Source organism: Pseudomonas sp. ANT_J12 (assembly GCF_008370045.1).
GTDB lineage: Bacteria > Pseudomonadota > Gammaproteobacteria > Pseudomonadales > Pseudomonadaceae > Aquipseudomonas.
Genome location: NZ_VOBN01000010.1, coordinates 157,718 through 177,275 on the forward strand (window position 1 = coordinate 157,718; position 19,558 = coordinate 177,275).

The 19,558-nt window shown below is 61.5% G+C and carries 17 protein-coding genes; 13 read left to right on the plus strand and 4 right to left on the minus strand.

The window, feature by feature from the left end:
* The first annotated feature begins 70 nt into the window (after nt 1–70).
* Nucleotides 71–988, plus strand: coding sequence for an SdiA-regulated domain-containing protein (locus tag FQ192_RS21160; protein WP_149660280.1), 918 nt, complete (start codon nt 71–73; stop codon nt 986–988).
* 119 nt (nt 989–1,107) lie between these two features.
* On the opposite strand, the gene rpiA is transcribed toward FQ192_RS21160, so the two are convergent.
* The gene (gene rpiA / locus FQ192_RS21165) at nt 1,108–1,779 is read right to left on the minus strand and encodes a ribose-5-phosphate isomerase RpiA (protein WP_149660281.1); all 672 of its coding nucleotides are present in this window, start codon (nt 1,777–1,779) and stop codon (nt 1,108–1,110) included.
* A gap of 301 nt (nt 1,780–2,080) precedes the next feature.
* On the opposite strand from rpiA, the gene ilvA reads away from it, so the two are divergent.
* Nucleotides 2,081–3,595 (plus strand): threonine ammonia-lyase, biosynthetic, encoded by a 1,515-nt coding sequence (gene ilvA / locus FQ192_RS21170; RefSeq protein WP_149660282.1) that lies wholly within the window; start codon nt 2,081–2,083, stop codon nt 3,593–3,595.
* Between the two features lie 39 nt (nt 3,596–3,634).
* Nucleotides 3,635–4,060, plus strand: coding sequence for a DUF2269 family protein (locus tag FQ192_RS21175; RefSeq protein ID WP_054044514.1), 426 nt, complete (start codon nt 3,635–3,637; stop codon nt 4,058–4,060).
* Between the two features lie 130 nt (nt 4,061–4,190).
* Here the strand turns inward: FQ192_RS21175 and FQ192_RS21180 are convergent, their stop codons facing one another.
* Nucleotides 4,191–4,847: an HAD family phosphatase gene (locus FQ192_RS21180; protein WP_149660283.1), complete on the minus strand. Its 657-nt coding sequence runs from the start codon at nt 4,845–4,847 to the stop codon at nt 4,191–4,193.
* Between the two features lie 143 nt (nt 4,848–4,990).
* Here FQ192_RS21180 and FQ192_RS21185 point away from each other — a divergent pair, with 143 nt between their 5' ends.
* Both FQ192_RS21185 and ptsP read left to right on the plus strand, forming a co-directional pair.
* On the plus strand, nt 4,991–5,470 hold the full coding sequence (locus FQ192_RS21185) for an RNA pyrophosphohydrolase (RefSeq protein ID WP_007945562.1): 480 nt from the start codon (nt 4,991–4,993) through the stop codon (nt 5,468–5,470).
* A gap of 22 nt (nt 5,471–5,492) precedes the next feature.
* Nucleotides 5,493–7,772 carry a phosphoenolpyruvate--protein phosphotransferase gene (gene ptsP, locus FQ192_RS21190; RefSeq protein ID WP_149660284.1) on the plus strand — a complete coding sequence of 760 codons (2,280 nt, stop codon included), beginning with the start codon at nt 5,493–5,495 and terminating at the stop codon, nt 7,770–7,772.
* Between the two features lie 122 nt (nt 7,773–7,894).
* Here ptsP and FQ192_RS21195 read toward each other — a convergent pair whose 3' ends face one another.
* Nucleotides 7,895–8,641, minus strand: a complete 747-nt coding sequence (locus FQ192_RS21195; RefSeq protein ID WP_149660285.1) for an NRDE family protein — start codon at nt 8,639–8,641, stop codon at nt 7,895–7,897.
* 131 nt (nt 8,642–8,772) lie between these two features.
* On the opposite strand from FQ192_RS21195, the gene FQ192_RS21200 reads away from it, so the two are divergent.
* The 3 genes from FQ192_RS21200 (at nt 8,773) to FQ192_RS21210 (ending at nt 11,458) form a co-directional block, all read left to right on the plus strand.
* Complete coding sequence (locus FQ192_RS21200) at nt 8,773–9,555, plus strand: sulfite exporter TauE/SafE family protein (protein ID WP_149660286.1); 783 nt, start codon at nt 8,773–8,775, stop codon at nt 9,553–9,555.
* A 74-nt stretch (nt 9,556–9,629) separates the two neighbouring features.
* Nucleotides 9,630–10,436, plus strand: a complete 807-nt coding sequence (gene lgt / locus FQ192_RS21205) for a prolipoprotein diacylglyceryl transferase (RefSeq protein WP_133835540.1) — start codon at nt 9,630–9,632, stop codon at nt 10,434–10,436.
* A 50-nt stretch (nt 10,437–10,486) separates the two neighbouring features.
* Nucleotides 10,487–11,458, plus strand: a complete 972-nt coding sequence (locus FQ192_RS21210; protein WP_149660287.1) for a thymidylate synthase — start codon at nt 10,487–10,489, stop codon at nt 11,456–11,458.
* Nucleotides 11,459–11,640: 182 nt separating this feature from the next.
* Here FQ192_RS21210 and cadR read toward each other — a convergent pair whose 3' ends face one another.
* On the minus strand, nt 11,641–12,090 hold the full coding sequence (gene cadR, locus FQ192_RS21215; RefSeq protein WP_149660288.1) for a Cd(II)/Pb(II)-responsive transcriptional regulator: 450 nt from the start codon (nt 12,088–12,090) through the stop codon (nt 11,641–11,643).
* An 86-nt stretch (nt 12,091–12,176) separates the two neighbouring features.
* Between cadR and FQ192_RS21220 the strand changes: the two genes are divergently transcribed.
* From FQ192_RS21220 to FQ192_RS21240, 5 genes are all read left to right on the plus strand, one after another.
* Complete coding sequence (locus tag FQ192_RS21220) at nt 12,177–14,480, plus strand: heavy metal translocating P-type ATPase (protein WP_149660289.1); 2,304 nt, start codon at nt 12,177–12,179, stop codon at nt 14,478–14,480.
* Between the two features lie 16 nt (nt 14,481–14,496).
* Nucleotides 14,497–15,360 (plus strand): LysR family transcriptional regulator, encoded by an 864-nt coding sequence (locus FQ192_RS21225; protein WP_133835545.1) that lies wholly within the window; start codon nt 14,497–14,499, stop codon nt 15,358–15,360.
* Nucleotides 15,361–15,635: 275 nt separating this feature from the next.
* Nucleotides 15,636–16,712, plus strand: coding sequence for a putative 2-aminoethylphosphonate ABC transporter ATP-binding protein (locus FQ192_RS21230; protein WP_149660290.1), 1,077 nt, complete (start codon nt 15,636–15,638; stop codon nt 16,710–16,712).
* Nucleotides 16,712–18,436 carry a putative 2-aminoethylphosphonate ABC transporter permease subunit gene (locus FQ192_RS21235; RefSeq protein ID WP_149660291.1) on the plus strand — a complete coding sequence of 575 codons (1,725 nt, stop codon included), beginning with the start codon at nt 16,712–16,714 and terminating at the stop codon, nt 18,434–18,436. Before FQ192_RS21230 ends, FQ192_RS21235 begins: the two co-directional genes overlap by 1 nt.
* 39 nt (nt 18,437–18,475) lie before the next feature.
* Nucleotides 18,476–19,501, plus strand: coding sequence for a putative 2-aminoethylphosphonate ABC transporter substrate-binding protein (locus FQ192_RS21240; protein WP_149660292.1), 1,026 nt, complete (start codon nt 18,476–18,478; stop codon nt 19,499–19,501).
* Nucleotides 19,502–19,558: the final 57 nt, after the last annotated feature.

Consider the following 19,558-nt stretch of genomic DNA (forward strand, 5'->3'; position numbering starts at 1 on the left):
TAGGCCATTAAGTTTGGATTCAGTCAGCCGTGGTATTTCATCCGCCCGCCCTGATTTCGAGCTTGCCTGAATGCGTCGACTTGCCCGCCCCAAACCCCTGATTCTGATCCTGTCGGTGATTGCGCTGATCGTGCTGGTCGCGGTCGGCCAGTACCTGCGTCTGTTCGAGCGCGCCTGGTTCAATGTGCACACGCTCTGGCAGCCGATGAATGCCGAGGCCATTGGCCTGGATCAGTATCGGGTCGAGATCGAGGCGCAAGTGATCGAAGGGCTGGACGATGACGTCTCGGCGCTGACCTACGATCCGGTGCGCCACAGCCTGTTCACGGTGACCAACAAAAACGCCGAGCTGATCGAGCTGTCCCTGGACGGCAAGATCCTGCGGCGTATCGCGCTGATTGGTTTTGGCGACCCGGAGGCGGTGGAGTTCATCAGCGCCGACACCTACGTGGTCACCGACGAACGCCAGCAGCGCCTGATCAAGATTCACCTGGAGAAAGACACCACGTTCCTCGACGCCGCGGACGCCGAGCAGATGACGCTTGGTGTGCACATGAGCGGCAACAAGGGTTTCGAAGGGTTGGCGTATGACTCGGTGGGCAAGCGCCTGTTTGTCGCCAAGGAACGCGACCCGATGCTGATCTACGAAGTGCAGGGCTTCCCGCATTACAACCCGGAGAAGTCCTACGCCGTGCACGTGGTCAACAACCCCAAACGCGATGCCGGGATGTTCGTGCGCGACCTGTCGAGCCTGCAATACGACGAACGCAGCGGCCACTTGATGGCGCTGTCCGATGAATCGCGGCTGATTATCGAGCTGGATGTGGATGGGCGACCGTTGAGCACGATGTCATTAAATAGCGGGCGTCAGGGCCTGAAAAAGACCGTGCCGCAAGCGGAAGGCATCGCCATGGACGATGAAGGCACCTTGTACCTGGTCAGCGAACCAAACCTGTTCTACACCTTCAAAAAACCTGCACAGCCCTGACAGTCACCACAATCCCCTGTAGGAGCGAAGCTTGCTCGCGAAGGGGCCATAACAGTCGACTGAGATATTGAATGTTACGGCCTCTTCGCGAGCAAGCTTCGCTCCTGCAGGGTAACGCGTCAGGCCTTGAGGGTTTTTACGCCTTCAGGGGTACCCAACAACAGCAAATCCGCCGGACGCGCCGCGAACAGGCCATTGGTAACCACGCCGACGATCGCATTGATCTGCGTCTCCAGCTCCACCGGGTTGGTGATCTGCATGTTGAACACGTCGAGGATGATGTTGCCGTTGTCGGTCAGCACGCCTTCGCGGTAAACCGGGTCGCCGCCCAGTTTCACCAGCTCGCGGGCCACGTGGCTGCGGGCCATCGGGATGACTTCCACCGGCAGCGGGAACGCGCCGAGCACCGGCACCAGTTTGCTGCCATCGGCGATGCAGATGAAGGTCTTGGCCACGGCCGCAACGATCTTCTCGCGGGTCAGGGCGGCACCGCCGCCCTTGATCAGGTTCAGGTGCTCGTCGCTTTCGTCGGCACCGTCGACGTAGAACTCCAGGTCGCTGACCGTATTCAGCTCATACACCGGAATACCGTGGCCCTTGAGGCGCGCGGCGGTGGCTTCGGAGCTGGCGACCGCGCCATCGAACGCACCCTTGTGCTTGGCCAGTGCATCGATGAAGCAGTTGGCGGTGGAGCCGGTGCCGACACCGACGACGCTCTTGTCGTCGAGTTTCGGGAGGATGAAGTCGACGGCGGCCTGGGCCACTGCCTGTTTGAGTTGATCCTGGGTCATGCGGGCTCCGAAGCGGGCAAGGGGAGAACGGAAAGGCCGGCATTATAGGCTTCGGGGCGGGGAAGGTCATTGGCCGATTGGCAGGCCGCGACGGTTACCTGTAGGAGCGAGGCTTGCCCGCGAAGAGGCCGTCACATCCAGCATAAATGTTGGCAGTAAGATCGCTTTCGCGGGCAAGCCTCGCTCCTACAGGTCCGAGATCCGTTCAGGAGAGGTAAAACCACCCGTTTAGTGTGGTCGCTCAGGCGAAAGCCGGGTTAGACTCCTTGGCCCTGCCCAACCCGCTCAGTGATGCTTTCCGATGCTCGAACAGTACGTCAAGAAGATCCTCACCTCGCGCGTTTATGACGTTGCCGTAGAAACCCCATTGCAGACTGCTCGCCAGCTCTCCGAGCGGCTGGGCAATAATATTTGGCTCAAGCGCGAAGACTTGCAGCCCGTGTTCTCGTTCAAGATTCGCGGCGCTTACAACAAGCTGACGCAGCTGAGCGATGAAGAACGTGCGCGCGGCGTGGTTACCGCATCGGCGGGCAACCATGCTCAAGGCCTGGCCCTGGCGGCCAAGGTGTTGGGCGTGAAAGCCACCATCGTGATGCCCAAGACCACCCCGGAAATCAAAGTCGAAGGCGTGCGTTCCCGTGGCGGCAAAGTGGTGTTGCACGGCGATTCGTTCCCGGAAGCCCTGGCCTACTCGCTGAAACTGGTCGACGAAAAAGGCTACGTCTACATCCACCCCTACGACGATCCCCACACCATTGCCGGGCAGGGCACAGTGGCGATGGAGATTCTGCGCCAGCACCCGGGCCGTCTCGACGCGATTTTCGTCCCGGTGGGCGGCGGCGGCCTGATCGCCGGCATTGCGGCTTATGTGAAATACCTGCGTCCGGAAATCAAGATCATCGGCGTCGAACCGGACGACTCCAACTGCCTGCAAGCCGCCATGGCCGCTGGCGAACGGGTGATTCTGCCGACCGTGGGCATCTTCGCCGACGGCGTGGCCGTGGCGCAGATTGGCCAGCACACCTTTGATATCTGCAAACACTATGTCGATGAAGTGATCACCGTCAGCACCGATGAAATCTGCGCGGCGATCAAGGACATCTACGACGATACCCGCTCGATCACCGAACCTGCCGGCGCCCTGGGCGTGGCCGGGATCAAGAAGTACGTCGAGCAACGCGGCGTCACCGGGCACACGTTCGTGGCCATCGACTCCGGCGCCAACGTCAACTTCGACCGCCTGCGCCACGTTGCCGAGCGCGCCGAGCTGGGCGAGGGCCGCGAAGCCATCATCGCCGTGACCATCCCCGAGAAACCGGGCAGCTTCAAGGCCTTCTGCGAAGCCGTCGGCAAACGCCAGATCACCGAATTCAACTACCGCTACAACACCGGCAGCGAAGCGCACATCTTCGTTGGCGTACAGACGCACCCGGACACCGATCCGCGCAGCGCGTTGATCACCAGCCTGAGCGAACAGGGCTTCCCGGTGTTGGACCTGACCGACAACGAACTGGCCAAGCTGCACATCCGCCATATGGTCGGTGGTCGTGCGGCCCAGGTTGTCGATGAAGTGGTGCTGCGCTTTGAGTTCCCGGAACGTCCGGGAGCGCTGTTCAACTTCCTCAACAAACTCGGCGGGCGCTGGAACATCTCGATGTTCCACTACCGCAACCACGGCGCGGCGGATGGCCGGGTAGTCGCCGGCCTGCAAGTGCCCCACGACGAACGTCATCTGGTGCCCGCAGCGCTGGAAGAAATCGGCTACCCGTACTGGGATGAAAGCGACAACCCGGCCTACAAACTGTTTCTCGGCTGAGCGGCTACGCTGATGGGCACGTCATAAGGAAATCGAACCATGGAAACATTAACCGCCCTCAAAGTGGCGCATGTGGTGGCGACGGTGTTGCTGCTGGCCAGCGCATTGGGCCTGGCGATCTGGGTCGGGCTTGCGCGGCGTAAGGGTGATGCCACGGCGGGCAGTCGCACGCTGCAACGGCCACGGGTGTTCGTCTGGCTGCTGATGGGCCTGGCCTTGCTGAGTATGCCGTTCACCGGTTGGTGGATGGTGCATCTGGTGGGCTGGCCGCTGGGGCAGACCTGGATTCTGGCGTCGAGCGTGCTTTACACCGTGGCGGCGCTGGCGTGGTTCTGGCTGCTGGTGCGGCTGAACAAGCTGCGCAAGGCGCCGGGTGGCGTGGGGAAATTTACCTTTGCCTTGGCGTTGTTCAGTTTTGTCTGCTTGATCGCGATTGCGGGTTTGATGGGCGCGAAACCGGTTTAAGGCGCTGGACCGCGTCGAGCCATTCGCGGACAAGTCGAATCGTCGCACCGCTCGCTCCTGCGGTTTATGCGCCGTGTCCATTTCCGGCGCGCAACACAAATCCTGTAGGAGCGAGGCCGCGAAGGCGATATCAGTCGCGCAGAGTCATCACCGGCCAACCGCGCTTCTCGGCTTCGGCACGCAGATTCGGATCAGGGTCCACCGCGACCGGATGCGTCACCTGCTCCAGCAACGGCAAATCATTCATCGAGTCGCTATAGAAATAGCTGTCTTCCAGCGAATGCCCGGTCTCTTCCAGCCAGCGACTCAAGCGCGTGACCTTGCCTTCACGGAAGCACGGAATGTCGGTGCTGCGCCCGGTGTAGCGGCCTTCGATCATTTCGCACTCGGTGGCGATCAGGGTGTCGACGCCCAGGCGCCGGGCAATCGGCCCGGTAACGAAGCGGTTGGTGGCAGTGATGATCACCAGTTTGTCGCCGGCTTCGCGGTGCTTGGCCAGCAGGGCCAGGGCCTTGGGCAACACGATCGGTTCGATGCAGTCGCGCATGTAGTCCAGATGCCATTGATCCAGGGTGGCCATCTCGGTGCGGCCGAGGATTTCCAGGCAAAAGTTCAGGTACTCGGCGTTATCCAGCTTGCCCGCGAGGTAATCCTGATAGAACTCGTCGTTGCGTGTCTTGTACGTCACGGCATCGAGAAAGCCGCGTTCGCACAGGTAATCGCCCCAGGCGTGGTCGCTGTCGCCGCCCAAAAGCGTGTTGTCCAAGTCGAATAAAGCCAGGCGCATTGCAGTTACTCGCTGAAAAGTCTGTAGAAAGGCGCCCAGAATACGTACTTTTCACAAGAGTGCACATAAGGTGGGCCGGCTCGTTGCTGCCTTCACAACCTTTGTGGAACAATGCGGCGACATGCGTTTGCGAGGTTGTTGCCGTGATCGACCCCGATGGTTTCCGCCCCAATGTCGGGATCATTCTCACGAATGATGCCGGCCAGGTGCTATGGGCTCGCCGTATCAATCAAGATGCCTGGCAGTTTCCACAGGGCGGGATCAACCCCCAGGAGACGCCGGAAGACGCCTTGTATCGCGAGTTGAACGAAGAAGTGGGTCTTGAGCGCGAAGATGTTGAAATTCTCGCCTGCACCCGGGGCTGGTTGCGCTATCGTTTGCCGCAACGTCTGGTCCGTACCCACAGCCAACCGCTGTGCATCGGCCAGAAACAGAAATGGTTTCTCCTGCGCCTGATCTCCAACGAGCAGCGGGTGCGGATGGATTTGACCGGTAAACCGGAATTCGATGGCTGGCGCTGGGTCAGTTATTGGTATCCGTTGGGCCAGGTGGTGACATTCAAGCGCGAGGTGTATCGACGCGCTCTCAAAGAGCTTGCCCCGCGCCTTTTAACGCGCGACTGACGACGGAGTTCGACCCCGAGCCATGCTCAATACGCTGCGCAAGATCGTCCAGGAAGTTAACTCCGCCAAGGATCTCAAGGCGGCGTTGGGGATTATTGTGTTGCGCGTCAAAGAGGCCATGGGCAGCCAGGTCTGCTCGGTCTACCTGCTTGATCCGGAAACCAACCGCTTCGTACTGATGGCCACCGAGGGCTTGAACAAGCGCTCGATCGGCAAAGTCAGCATGGCGCCCAACGAAGGTCTGGTTGGCCTGGTCGGCACGCGTGAAGAACCCCTGAACCTCGAAAACGCCGCGGATCACCCGCGCTACCGTTACTTCGCCGAGACCGGTGAAGAACGCTACGCCTCATTCCTCGGGGCGCCGATCATTCACCACCGTCGCGTCGTCGGCGTGTTGGTCATTCAGCAAAAAGAACGTCGCCAGTTCGATGAAGGTGAAGAAGCCTTCCTCGTGACCATGAGCGCGCAACTGGCGGGCGTTATCGCCCACGCCGAGGCCACCGGTTCGATCCGTGGCCTGGGCCGCCAGGGCAAAGGCATCCAGGAAGCCAAGTTCGTCGGCGTGCCGGGTTCGCCGGGTGCGGCGGTCGGGACCGCGGTGGTCATGCTGCCACCCGCCGACCTGGACGTGGTGCCGGACAAGACCATCACCGACATCAACGCCGAACTCGGGCTGTTCAAGACCGCCATCGAAGGCGTGCGCGCCGACATGCGCGCCTTGTCCGCCAAGCTCGCGACCCAGCTGCGGCCGGAAGAGCGCGCGCTGTTCGACGTCTACCTGATGATGCTCGACGATGCCTCCCTGGGCAGCGAAATCACCACGGTGATCAAGACCGGCCAGTGGGCCCAGGGCGCGTTGCGCCAGGTGGTCACCGAGCACGTCAACCGTTTCGAATTGATGGACGACGCCTACCTGCGTGAGCGCGCCTCCGACGTCAAGGACCTGGGCCGGCGCTTGCTGGCTTACTTGCAGGAAGAGCGTCAGCAGACCCTGGTCTACCCCGACAACACCATTCTGATCAGCGAAGAACTGACGCCGGCGATGCTCGGCGAGGTGCCGGAAGGCAAGCTGGTGGGTTTGGTGTCGGTACTCGGCTCCGGTAACTCCCACGTTGCAATCCTGGCCCGTGCCATGGGTATCCCGACGGTGATGGGCCTGGTCGATCTGCCGTATTCCAAGGTCGACGGCATCCAGATGATCGTCGACGGCTACCACGGCGAGGTTTACACCAACCCGAGTGACGTACTGCGCAAGCAGTTCGCCGAAGTGGTCGAGGAAGAGAAACAACTGTCCCTGGGGCTGGATAAGCTGCGGGACTTGCCGTGCGTGACCCTCGATGGCCACCGCATGCCGCTGTGGGTCAACACCGGCCTGCTGGCGGACGTGGCGCGGGCGCAGAAGCGTGGCGCCGAAGGCGTTGGCCTGTACCGCACCGAAGTGCCGTTCATGATCAACCAGCGCTTCCCGAGCGAAAAAGAGCAGCTGGCGATCTATCGCGAGCAGCTCGCCGCGTTTCACCCGCAACCGGTGACCATGCGCAGCCTGGACATCGGCGGCGACAAGTCGCTGTCGTACTTCCCGATCAAGGAAGACAACCCGTTCCTCGGCTGGCGCGGCATTCGCGTCACCCTCGACCACCCGGAAATCTTCCTGGTCCAGACCCGCGCCATGCTCAAGGCCAGCGAAGGCTTGAACAACCTGCGGATCCTGCTGCCGATGATCTCCGGCATCCACGAACTCGAAGAAGCCCTGCACCTGATCCATCGGGCCTGGGGCGAAGTCCGTGACGAAGGCACTGACGTGCCGATGCCGCCGATTGGGGTGATGATCGAGATTCCGGCGGCGGTGTACCAGACCAAGGAACTGGCGCGGATGGTGGACTTCCTGTCGGTCGGCTCCAACGACCTGACTCAGTACCTGCTGGCCGTGGACCGCAACAACCCACGGGTGGCCGACCTTTACGACTACCTGCACCCGGCGGTGCTGCAAGCCCTGCAGAACGTCGTGCGTGACGCCCATGCCGAAGGCAAGCCAGTGAGTATCTGCGGCGAGATGGCCGGCGACCCGGCAGCGGCGGTGCTGTTGATGGCGATGGGCTTCGACAGCCTGTCGATGAACGCCACCAACTTGCCGAAAGTGAAGTGGATGCTGCGTCAGATCAACCTGAGCAAGGCCAAGGAATTACTGGCGGAGTTGATGACCATCGACAACCCGCAAGTTATCCACAGCTCGCTGCAATTGGCGCTGAAGAACCTTGGGTTGGCGCGGATGATCAATCCGGCTTCGGTCAAGACGCTTTAAAAGGCTGATGGCCCCTTCGCGGGCAAGCCTCGCTCCTACAGGTTTGGTGTTGTTCGCGGATATCGCAAATCACCTGTAGGAGCGAGGCTTGCCCGCGAAGGCGTCGGCACAATCACCGCAATCTAAACCCTGATCTCCACTTCCCCCAAATGCCCGCCATACGGCCCGAAACTCCTTTCGACCATCACCCGCGTCCCATCCGCCGAAACAATCAACGCCGTACTCGCCCGGGTCCCATACGTCGGGCTGGCAATAAACACACTCGACAACAACGTCTCGGTGGCCAATCCAACCCCGGTATCCGGCAGCTCCGTGAGCGGCGCCGTTGCCGAGTCCGCCAAAATCGCCAGCATCGCCGCAGGTTGCGGATCATCCAGAAGTTCGCTCAATGCAGCCTTGGCCTTGAGCACTTTCGGCCACGGCGTATCCAGTCCCGCGTTCGACAGCCCATAAACCCCGGGCGCCAGCATCACCGCCTCGGTATCCCAAGCATTGAAGTGCCACAGCTCGTTGGAATTGCCTATCAGCAGGTTAAACCCCGCGTATTCCGCCGAACGGGCGACAACGTCGCTTAAATAGTCATCAATCGACCTCTCGCCGCTGAGAAATCCTGCGACCAGTTCACCCCGTGATTTCGGTGACGCTGGTTGATCGGGTTTGCGGATATTGGTCAGCGCGGCAAAGCGCCCATTGGCACCGATACCGAGCCAGGTACCGCCCGCTTCCAGATCCCGACCGGCATGGACATGAGGTGCATCGGCCCATTGCGCCAGGGGCTGGGTGGGCCGTGCATAGAATTCGTCGCGGTTGGCCGCCACGATCAGCGGCTGGGCGTGGCCCGGTCGCCAAGCGAAAACAATCAGGCACATAAGGTGGTCCTTGTGTGTTTTTGCTCACTCTACGCAGACATTGCGCGCGCATCCATCGCCATCCAGTAGAGCTTGAGGCCATGCATCCGTTACCATGCCGCTCCTATTTTCGGGATGCGTGGACTACGGCCATGGAATTTCTGCTCTACCTGGCGCTGGGCGCCTGTGCAGGCGTGCTGGCCGGGCTGTTTGGCGTCGGCGGCGGGATCATTATCGTCCCGGTGCTGGTCTTCAGCTTCAAGTTGCAGGGCTTCGATCCGTCGATCCTCACGCACCTGGCCGTCGGCACGTCCCTGGCGACGATCATTTTTACTTCGGTCAATGCAATCCGCGAGCATCACCGTCGCGGCGCCGTGCGTTGGCCGATCTTCGCCTGGATGACCCTCGGCATTCTGATCGGCGCCGGTTTCGGTGCGCTGACCGCCGAAGCGATCTCCGGCCCGCATTTGCAGAAGATCATCGGCGTCTTCGCGCTGATTGTCGCCGCGCAGCTCGCTTTGGACTTCAAACCCAAGGCCAGCCGAACGGTGCCGGGCAAAGTCGGTCTGACCGTGGCCGGCAGTGTGATTGGCTGGGCCTCGGCGATTTTCGGGATTGGCGGCGGGTCGTTGACGGTGCCGTTCCTGACCTGGCGCAGCGTGCCGATGCAGCAGGCGGTGGCCACGTCATCGGCCTGCGGGCTGCCCATCGCTCTGGCAAGTGCATTAAGTTTCATGATTCTGGGCTGGCACGATCCATTGTTGCCGGCCCATAGTCTCGGTTTTATTTATTTGCCGGCGCTGCTGGGGATCGCCCTGACCAGCATGTTCTTCGCCCGCTTCGGCGCGCGACTGGCGCACAATTTGTCGCCGCGCTTGCTCAAAAGACTGTTCGCCGCTTTGCTGTTGTGCGTCGGCCTGAATTTCCTGCTCTGACAATCCCGGCTTAATCCTGAGGTGGCAACGTCCCCCGGGAATTTTGAAGGTTTCAACTCTAACGAGGAGTCGCAATGCTGCCTTACCCGCAGATCGACCCGGTGGCCCTGGCCATCGGTCCGCTGAAAATCCACTGGTACGGCCTGATGTACCTGATCGGCATCGGCGGCGCCTGGCTGCTGGCGTCCCGTCGCCTGAACCGCTTCGACCCGACCTGGACCAAGGAGAAACTCTCCGACATGGTCTTCTGGATGTCGATGGGGGTGATTGTCGGCGGCCGCCTGGGCTACGTGCTGTTCTACGACCTGAGCGCGTACCTGGCCAACCCGATGCTGATTCTCGAAGTGTGGAAGGGCGGCATGTCGTTCCACGGCGGGTTTATCGGCGTGATGCTGGCGGCGTTGTGGTTCGGCAAGAAGAACAACAAGTCGTTCTTCCAGTTGATGGACTTCGTCGCACCGATGGTGCCGATCGGCCTGGGTGCCGGGCGCATCGGTAACTTCATCAACGCCGAGTTGTGGGGCAAGCCGACCGATGTGGCGTGGGCGATGGTCTTCCCGACCGATCCGGCGCAGCTGGCACGTCATCCTTCGCAGCTGTATCAGTTCGCGCTGGAAGGCGTGGCGCTGTTCCTGATCTTGTGGATCTTCTCGCGCAAGCCACGGCCAACCATGGCGGTGTCCGGGATGTTCACGCTGTTCTACGGCATCTTCCGTTTCATCGTCGAATTCGTCCGCGTTCCGGACGCGCAACTGGGCTATCTGGCCTGGGGCTGGCTGACCATGGGTCAGGTGCTGTGCGTACCGATGGTGCTCGCCGGTCTGTTCCTGATCTGGCTGGCGTATCATCGCGCCCCGGCAGCGCCAGCGGCGGCCGTATAAATTCGAATCCCGGGGGCGACGGCTCCCGGGTTCAAGGACACAGGTAACTCATGAAGCAATATCTCGATCTGGTGGCCCACGTCATCAAGAACGGCACCAAGCAAGCCAACCGCACTGGCGTGAACACCATCAGCTTCCCTGGCGCGATGCTGCGCTATGACCTGAAGGAAGGTTTTCCGGCGATCACCACCCGCAAAATGGCCTTCAAATCCGCCATCGGCGAGATGTGTGGGTTCCTGCGCGGGGTGAACAACGCCGCCGAATTCCGCGCCCTGGGCTGCAAGGTCTGGGACCAGAACGCCAACGAAAACGCGCAGTGGCTGGCCAACCCGTTCCGCCAGGGCGAAGACGACCTCGGCGAGATCTACGGCGTGCAATGGCGCAAATGGCCGGCGTACAAGCAGATCCCGGTCAGCAACCAAGCCGCGATTGAGCAGACCTTGAGCCAGGGCTATCGGCAGATTGCCGAAGGCGAAGAAGACGGTCAGGCCTATGTGGTGCTGTACAAGGCGATCGACCAGATTCGTCAGTGCGTCGACACGATCATTAAAGACCCGGGCAGCCGCCGCATCCTGTTCCACGGCTGGAACGTCGCCCAACTCGATGAAATGGCCCTGCCGCCGTGCCACTTGCTGTACCAGTTCCACCCGAATGTCGAGACCAAGGAAATCTCCCTGACCCTCTACATCCGCTCCAATGATTTGGGCCTGGGCACGCCGTTCAACCTCACCGAAGGCGCCGCGCTGCTGAGCCTGATCGGACGCCTGACCGGCTACACGCCGCGCTGGTTCACCTATTTCATCGGCGATGCGCACGTCTACGAAAACCATCTGGACATGCTGAATGAACAGCTCAAGCGCGAGCCATTCCCGATGCCAAAACTGGTAATCAGTGAGCGTGTGCCGGCGTTTGCCGAGACCGGCGTGTACCAGCCGGAATGGCTGGAGTTGATCGAGCCGAGCGATTTCTCGCTTGAGGGTTATCAGCACCATGCGCCGATGACCGCGCCGATGGCGGTCTGATCAGGCACCGCTTCGCGGTGTTCGCGGGCAAGCCTCGCTCCTATAGGGAAATGCGATGATCGTTCCCACGCTCTGCGTGGGAATGAATCCCGTGACGCTCTGCGTCACAGTGGACGCGGAGCGTCCATGGCGGCATTCCCACGCGGAGCGTGGGAACGATCAGGCCGGGTTATGCGGTGTGTTTAGTGGCCGTGACTGCGGCCCACATGGGAATGCTCAACCTCCGTCGCCACCACCCCGCCACTCACTTCCAACCGCTGCAAAATCCCACAATGATCGACATTCGGCCCTTCACCACAACGTTGGCGCAGGTCGAGCAGTTGTGTCTGCAAGGCCAGCAAGCCGTCGATCCGTGCCTTGACGTGGTGGATGTGTTCGTCGATCAGCGCATTCACGTTTTCACACTGATCCTGCGGGCTGTCGCGCAGGGTCAGCAGGCTGCGGATTTCTTCGAGGGTCATGTCGAGGGTGCGGCAATTGCGGATAAACGTCAGGCGTTCGGCGTGGGCCTGGGTGTAGACGCGGTAGTTGCCGTCGCTGCGGGCGGGCTCTGGCAGCAGGCTTTCGCGCTCGTAATAACGGATGGTTTCCACCGCGCAGTCGGTCAGTTTGGCCAGTTCTCCGATCTTCATCGCGACAATCTCCAAAAGGTTGCTTGACCCTATAGTGGCTACAGGGTCTTTACTTGGCAACAGGCACCTTTCATGGACGCGACCCGATGAGCGATTCCCTTCACACCCACAAACCCGAGGCTGATCACGATCACGATCACGATCACGATCACGATCACGATCACGATCATGATCACAGCCACAAGCTGCAGCCTGTGCAAAAGCACGCCCATGGCGGCCATGGCGATTCCTGCTGTTCGTCGAAAGCGGCAGCGCCATCGCTGATCAAGTTAAGCGAAACCTCGGCCGACGGCGCGCGGCTGAGCAGTTTCCGCATCGACGCCATGGACTGCCCGACCGAGCAAACGCTGATTCAGAACAAGCTTGGAAAATTGACCGGCATCCAGCAGTTGGAGTTCAACCTGATCAACCGGGTACTGGGCGTGACCCACGACCTGCCGAGCACGGCGCCGATCATCGACGCGATCAAGTCGCTGGGCATGGTGGCCGAGCCGTTGGAAAAAGGTGTTGAAGCCCCTGCGCCGGTCGCCGAGAAGAAGCACTGGTGGCCATTGGCGCTGTCCGGCGTGGGTGCCCTGGCGGCTGAAGTGATCCACTTCACCAACGCCGCGCCGAACTGGGTGGTGGCCATCATTGCGCTGGTGTCGATCCTCAGCGGCGGCCTGACCACTTACAAAAAAGGCTGGATCGCCCTCAAGAACCTCAACCTGAACATCAACGCGCTGATGAGCATCGCGGTGACCGGCGCGATCCTGATCGGCCAGTGGCCGGAAGCGGCGATGGTGATGTTCCTTTTCACCGTGGCCGAGTTGATCGAAGCCAAGTCCCTGGACCGTGCGCGCAACGCCATCGGCGGGCTGATGCAGATGACCCCGGAACAGGCCACGGTGCAGCAGGCTGATGGCAGTTGGGTCGAACAGGACGTTAAAAGCATCGAACTGGGCGCGCGGGTGCGGGTGCGGCCGGGCGAGCGAATTGGTCTCGACGGTGAAGTCGTGTCTGGCACGTCCACCATCGATCAGGCGCCGATCACCGGCGAAAGCCTGCCGATCGAGAAAACGGTGGGCGATAAAGTCTTCGCCGGCACCATCAACCAGGTGGGCTCTCTGGAATACACGGTGACCGCTGCCGCCAACAACTCGACCCTGGCGCGGATCATCCACGCCGTGGAGCAGGCCCAAGGCGCCCGGGCACCGACCCAGCGCTTCGTCGATCAATTCTCGAAAATCTACACCCCGGCGGTGTTTGTCCTCGCCCTGGCCGTGGCGGTCATCCCGCCGCTGTTCATGGGCGCGGTGTGGTTCGACTGGATTTACCGGGCGCTGGTGTTGCTGGTGGTCGCTTGCCCATGTGCGCTGGTGATTTCCACCCCGGTGACCATCGTCAGCGGCCTCGCGGCGGCGGCGCGCAAAGGGATCCTGGTCAAGGGCGGCGTCTATCTGGAGGGCGGTTACAAGCTCGATTACCTGGCCCTGGACAAGACCGGCACCATCACCCATGGCAAACCGGTGCAGACCGATTTCCTGTTGCTCGTGCCGACCGCCGCAGACACGGCCCCGGCGATTGCGGCGGCGCTGGCTGGCCGCTCCGATCACCCGGTATCGCTGGCCATCGCCAACGCGGCTGTGGATAAACAATTCGCGCCGCAGGTTGTGGATAACTTCGAAGCCCTGGCCGGACGCGGTGTGCGCGGCGAGGTCAACGGTCAGGTCTACCACTTGGGCAACCATCGCCTGGTGGAAGAGCTGAACCTCTGCTCGCCAGCGCTGGAAGAGAAACTGTTCGCTCTGGAGAAGCAAGGCAAATCCGTGGTGCTGCTGCTCGATCAGTCCGGTCCATTGGCGCTGTTCGCCGTGGCCGACACGGTCAAGGAATCCAGCCGCGAAGCGATCCAGCAACTCCACGACCTGGGCATCAAAACCCTGATGCTCACCGGCGACAACGTCCACACCGCCCAGGCGATTGCCGCACAAGTGGGCATCGACGAAGCCAAGGGCGATCTGTTGCCGACCGATAAGCTGCAAGCCATCGAAGCCTTGTATGCACAGGGTCACAACGTCGGCATGGTCGGCGACGGCATCAACGACGCCCCGGCGCTGGCCCGGGCGGAAATCGGGTTTGCCATGGCCGCGGCAGGCACCGATACCGCCATCGAGACGGCGGATGTCGCCCTGATGGACGACGATCTGCGCAAGATCCCCGCGTTCATTCGCCTGTCGCGGCAAACCTCGAGCATCCTGAAACAGAACATCGCCCTCGCTTTGGTCATCAAGGCGATCTTTCTTGGGGTAACCTTCGCCGGGATCGCCACCATGTGGATGGCGGTGTTCGCCGACATGGGCGTGAGCCTGTTGGTGGTGTTCAATGGTTTGCGCCTGTTGCGCAAATAAACGATGAGGGAAGGGTGTGCTGAGTGCCGAGCTGAAGGCGTTTTACATGGTGGCCCGCCTGGGCAGCATTACCCTGGCGGCGAAGAAGCTCGGCCTGAGCCAACCCACCGTGACCACGCAGATTCGCAATCTGGAAAGCCAGTACTCGGTTGAGCTGTTCTACCGTGGCGGCCGCCGCCTCAGCGTCAGCGATGAGGGCGCGCGGCTGTTGCCGATGGTCAAGGCGCTGTTGCAGCAGGAAGCTGACATCGAGTTTTTCCTGCGCAACAGCGGCCAGGTCCAGGGCACTTTGCGCATTGCGGCCACGGCGCCGTATTACATCCTCGATCTGGTGAAGACCTTTCGCGAGCGCTTGCCGCAAGTGGAAGTGTCGGTGGAAATCGGCAACTCCCAGCAAGTTCTCGAAGCGCTGGAGGATTACCGGGTCGATGTCGCCGCGTCTTCGCAGTTGCTGGACGATGCGCGGCTGATTCGTCGGGTGCTCGGCAGCGATCCGCTGGTGCTGGCGGTGCACCGCAATCATCCGCTGGCGGTGCACGATCATGTGCCGCTCAGTGCGTTGGCTGGGCATACGTTGTTGATGCGTGAGTCGGGTTCGACCACTCGGCGGTTGACCGAAGAATTGCTGGCCGGCGCCGGGGTGAGTTTCGGGCCGTTGCTGGAGATTGGCAGCCGCGAGTCGATTCGCGAGGCCGTGCTGCGCAATATCGGCATCAGCATCATCGCCCGCCAGGAAGTACCCCATGATCCGCAGCTGCGGGTGCTGACGATTGAGAATGCGCCGCAGATTCCCGAGTATTTGTATTGCCTCAAGGAACGCAAAGGCGCGCGGTTGCCGGCGGCGTTTCTGGGGTTGGCGCAGGAAATGGCCCCCGCATAGATCCCTGTGGCGAGGGGGCTTGCCCCCGTTCGGCGGCGAAGCCGTCGCAAACCCATCGAATGCGGTATGCCTGACAAAACACGGTTGCAGGTTTTGGGGCCGCTTCGCGACCCAACGGGGGCAAGCCCCCTCGCCACAATTTCATCCGACATAAGATCGTGGAATTTCCCAACCCAAATCCCCGAATACCACTATCAACCGTTTTTGCCTCACTGCCACATGACGGACGCATTACAAACCTAGGATGGGCCTCATCTGCTTGATGAGGTCTGTCCATGAACCACTCGATCGCAACTGCCCTGACCAACCCCGGCGCTCCTATGAAGGTGCGTGGCGTGCAGAAACGCTTCGGCGCGTTCACTGCGCTGGATAACGTCTCCCTCGACGTGGCGGCCGGTGAGCTGGTGTGTCTGCTGGGCCCGTCGGGTTGTGGCAAAACCACCTTGCTGCGCTGCATCGCCGGCCTGGAGAAACAAGACAGCGGCGAGTTGTACCTCGGCGAGCGCGATGTTTCCCACCTGGCGCCGCAAGCCCGGGACTACGGAATTCTGTTCCAGTCTTACGCGCTGTTCCCCAATCTGACCGTCGAAGCGAACATTGCCTACGGCCTCGCCGGCAGTGGTCGCGATGAAGTGCGCAAGCGCGTCGGCCAGATGCTGGAACTGGTCGGCCTGCTCGGCAGTGAGAAAAAGTACCCCGGCCAATTGTCCGGCGGCCAGCAACAGCGGGTTGCCCTCGCTCGGGCCCTGGCCCCGGCGCCTTCGTTGTTGCTGCTCGACGAACCGATGTCCGCCCTCGACGCTCGGGTCCGCGAGCACCTGTGCACCGAGCTGCGCCAACTGCAACGCAACCTCGGCGTCACCACGCTGATGGTCACCCACAACCAGGACGAGGCCATGCTGATGGCCGACCGTATCGCCGTGATGAACAACGGCAAGGTCGAGCAGTACGCCACGCCGCAGGAAATCTACGACCGCCCGGCCACGCCATTCGTGGCGGAGTTTGTCGGCCAGGGCAACTGGCTGCCGTTCCGTCGCAGCAGCGACAGCCACGCCCAGGTCGGTGGCATGAATATGCGCCTGGCCGAAGGCAGTGCCAAAACCGCTTCCGGCCGTCTGTTCTGCCGCCCGGAGGCGATCAACGTCAACCCGCCGGTGCATGAAGAAAACCTGTTCCCGGCCAAGGTTCGCGAAATCACCTTCCTCGGCAATCGTTGCCGCATGAGCTTCGAGCTCGATCAACTGCCGGGCCACGCCTTGCTGGCGGAGCTGGCGCCGGAAGCCATGCCGCGTCTCGGCGCCCAGCACATCATGGTCGCCTTGCCTCCACGCAGCCTGCAGGTGTTTGCCTGATGAGCGCGAACCTCGCGCTGCCGATACCGCACAAGCAGGTTCGGCAGACCTCCCGTGCCGAGATCGGCGACCGGGTGTTCGTGGTGGGCGGCAAAGTCCTGTTGCTGGTGTTGCTCGGCCTCGCAGTGTTGATGCCGTTGCTGGCGATCTTCTGGCGCGGTTTCAGCGCCGAAGCCGGGCAGGGCGGTGGTTTGGTCGCTGCTCGTGAACTGGTCACCAGCGCGAATTTCCATTGGTTGCTCGGCAATAGCCTGAAAGTTTCCCTCAGCGTCGCGGCGATTGTCGTACCGCTGGCCTACCTGTTTGCCTACGCATTGCAACGCACATTGATTCCGGGCAAAGGCATCTGGCGCGGCATGTCGTTGTTGCCGCTGATGGCGCCGTCGATGCTGCCGGGGATTGCGCTGGTTTACCTGTTCGGCAATCAGGGCCTGTTGCGCGGATTGCTCTCGGACAATATCTACGGTTTCTGGGGCATTGTTCTGGGTGAGGTGATCTACACCTTCCCACACGCCTTGATGATTCTTCTGTCGGCGCTTTCGTTGGCGGATGCGCGACTGTTCGATGCGGCGTCGAGCATGGGCGCCAGTCCGGCCAAAGCCTTTCGCAGCATCACCTGGCCGGCGACGCGTCAGGCGGTGTTCGCGGCGTTCTGTTTAGTCTTCACGTTGACCATCACCGACTTCGGCGTGCCCGTAGTAGTCGGCGGTGATTACCAAGTGCTGGCGCTGGAAGCCTACAAAGCCGTGGTCGGCCAGCAACAATTCGGTCGTGGTGCGTTGATCGGCATGGTGTTGCTGCTGCCGGCGCTGTTTAGCTTCGGCGTTGATGCCTGGTTGCGTCGACGTCACGGCGATTCCATGAGCGGCCGCGCGCAAGTGTTCAAACCGGCGCCATCGCAGCTGCGGGACGGCTGCTACCTGGCCATCGTCCTATTGATCTGCGCGGTGTTGCTGCTGGTGTTCGGCATGGCGGTGTACTCGTCGCTGGTGAAATTCTGGCCGTACAACCTGTCGCTGTCGCTCAATCATTACCAGTTCAACGACACGGCGGGCGGCGGCTGGCTGGCCTATGGCAACAGCGTGAAGATGGCGTTGTGCACGGCGTTGATCGGCAGCGTGCTGATCTTCACTGGCGCCTACCTGATGGAAAAAACCAAGGGCCAGCGCGGACTGAATCTGACACTGCGCATGCTCAGTTTCGTACCGATGGCGGTGCCGGGACTGGTGTTGGGTCTGGGTTACGTCTTCTTCTTCAACCTCAGCGGCAACCCGCTGCATGTGCTCTACGGGACCATGACGTTGCTGGTGATCTGCACCATTGCTCACTATTTGACCACCGCGCAAATGACCGCCACCACCGCGCTGCGCCAGCTCGACGCCGAGTTCGAAGCCGCCGCGCTGTCGCTCAAGGCACCGCTGTATCGGCATTACCTGCGGGTCACCGTGCCGATCTGTCTGCCGGCGCTGCTGGACATCGTGCGCTACCTGTTCGTCTCGGCCATGACCACCGTCTCGGCGGCGATCTTCCTCTACAGCCCCGACACCATCCTCGCGGCGGTGGCGGTGCTGAACATGGACGACGCCGGCAACGTTGGCGGCGCGGCGGCGATGTCGACCCTGATTCTGTTCACCTCGGCGGGCGTGTCCCTGCTGCTGGCCTGGGCTTCGCGCGGTTTGCTGCGTCGCTCCCAGGCCTGGCGGCAGACCGCGCCTGGCAACTGATTCAATAAATAAATCTGTCCCCATAAAAGGAACCGCATCATGTTCAAGCCTTTGGCCCTGGCCGCTGCTGTCCTCACCACTTTCAGCCTGAACGCCTTCGCGGCGAAAACCGAGTTGACGGTGTACACCGCCCTCGAAGCCGAACAATTGAAGACCTACAAGGACGCCTTCGAAAAGGCCAATCCGGACGTTGAGATCAAGTGGGTGCGTGATTCCACCGGGATCATCACCGCCAAGTTGCTGGCCGAGAAAGAGCGCCCGCAAGCCGATGCGGTCTGGGGCCTGGCCGCGTCGAGCCTGGCGATTCTCGATCAACAAGGCATGCTGCAAAGCTACGCGCCAAAGGACCTGGGCAAGATCGGCGGCAACTACCGCGACGCCGCCAACCCGCCCGCCTGGGTCGGCATGGACGTGTGGGCCGCGACCATTTGCTTCAACACTGTCGAAGCCGAGAAGCAGGGCCTGACCAAACCCGTGAGCTGGCAAGACCTGACCAAGCCGGAGTACAAAGGCAAGATCGTCATGCCCAACCCGGCCTCGTCCGGCACCGGTTTCCTCGACGTCAGCGCCTGGCTGCAAACCTTCGGCGAGAAGCAGGGCTGGGCCTACATGGATGGCCTGCACCAGAACATCGGCCAGTACGTTCACTCCGGTTCCAAGCCGTGCAAACTCGCGGCTTCCGGGGAATTCCCGATTGGTATTTCCTTTGAGTACCCGGCGGTTCAACTGAAGCGCCAAGGCGCGCCGCTGGACATCATCCTGCCGAAAGAAGGCCTGGGCTGGGAGATCGAAGCCACCGCCGTGATCAAGGGCACCGCCCACGAAGACGCGGCGAAGAAACTGGCCGACTTCTCCGCCAGCCCGGCGGCGATGGAGCTCTATAAAGAGAACTTCGCCGTTCTCGCTCAACCGGGCATCGCCAAGCCGCAGACCGAATTGCCGGCAGATTACGAGCAGCGTCTGATCAAGAACGACTTTGCCTGGGCCTCGAAAAATCGTGACGAGATCCTGACCGAGTGGCGTAAGCGCTATGACGGCAAGTCCGAGAAAGTGGTTGCCAAGTAACCGACACCGCTCGACCGATCGTTCCCACGCTCTGCGTGGGAATGCAGCCAAGGACGC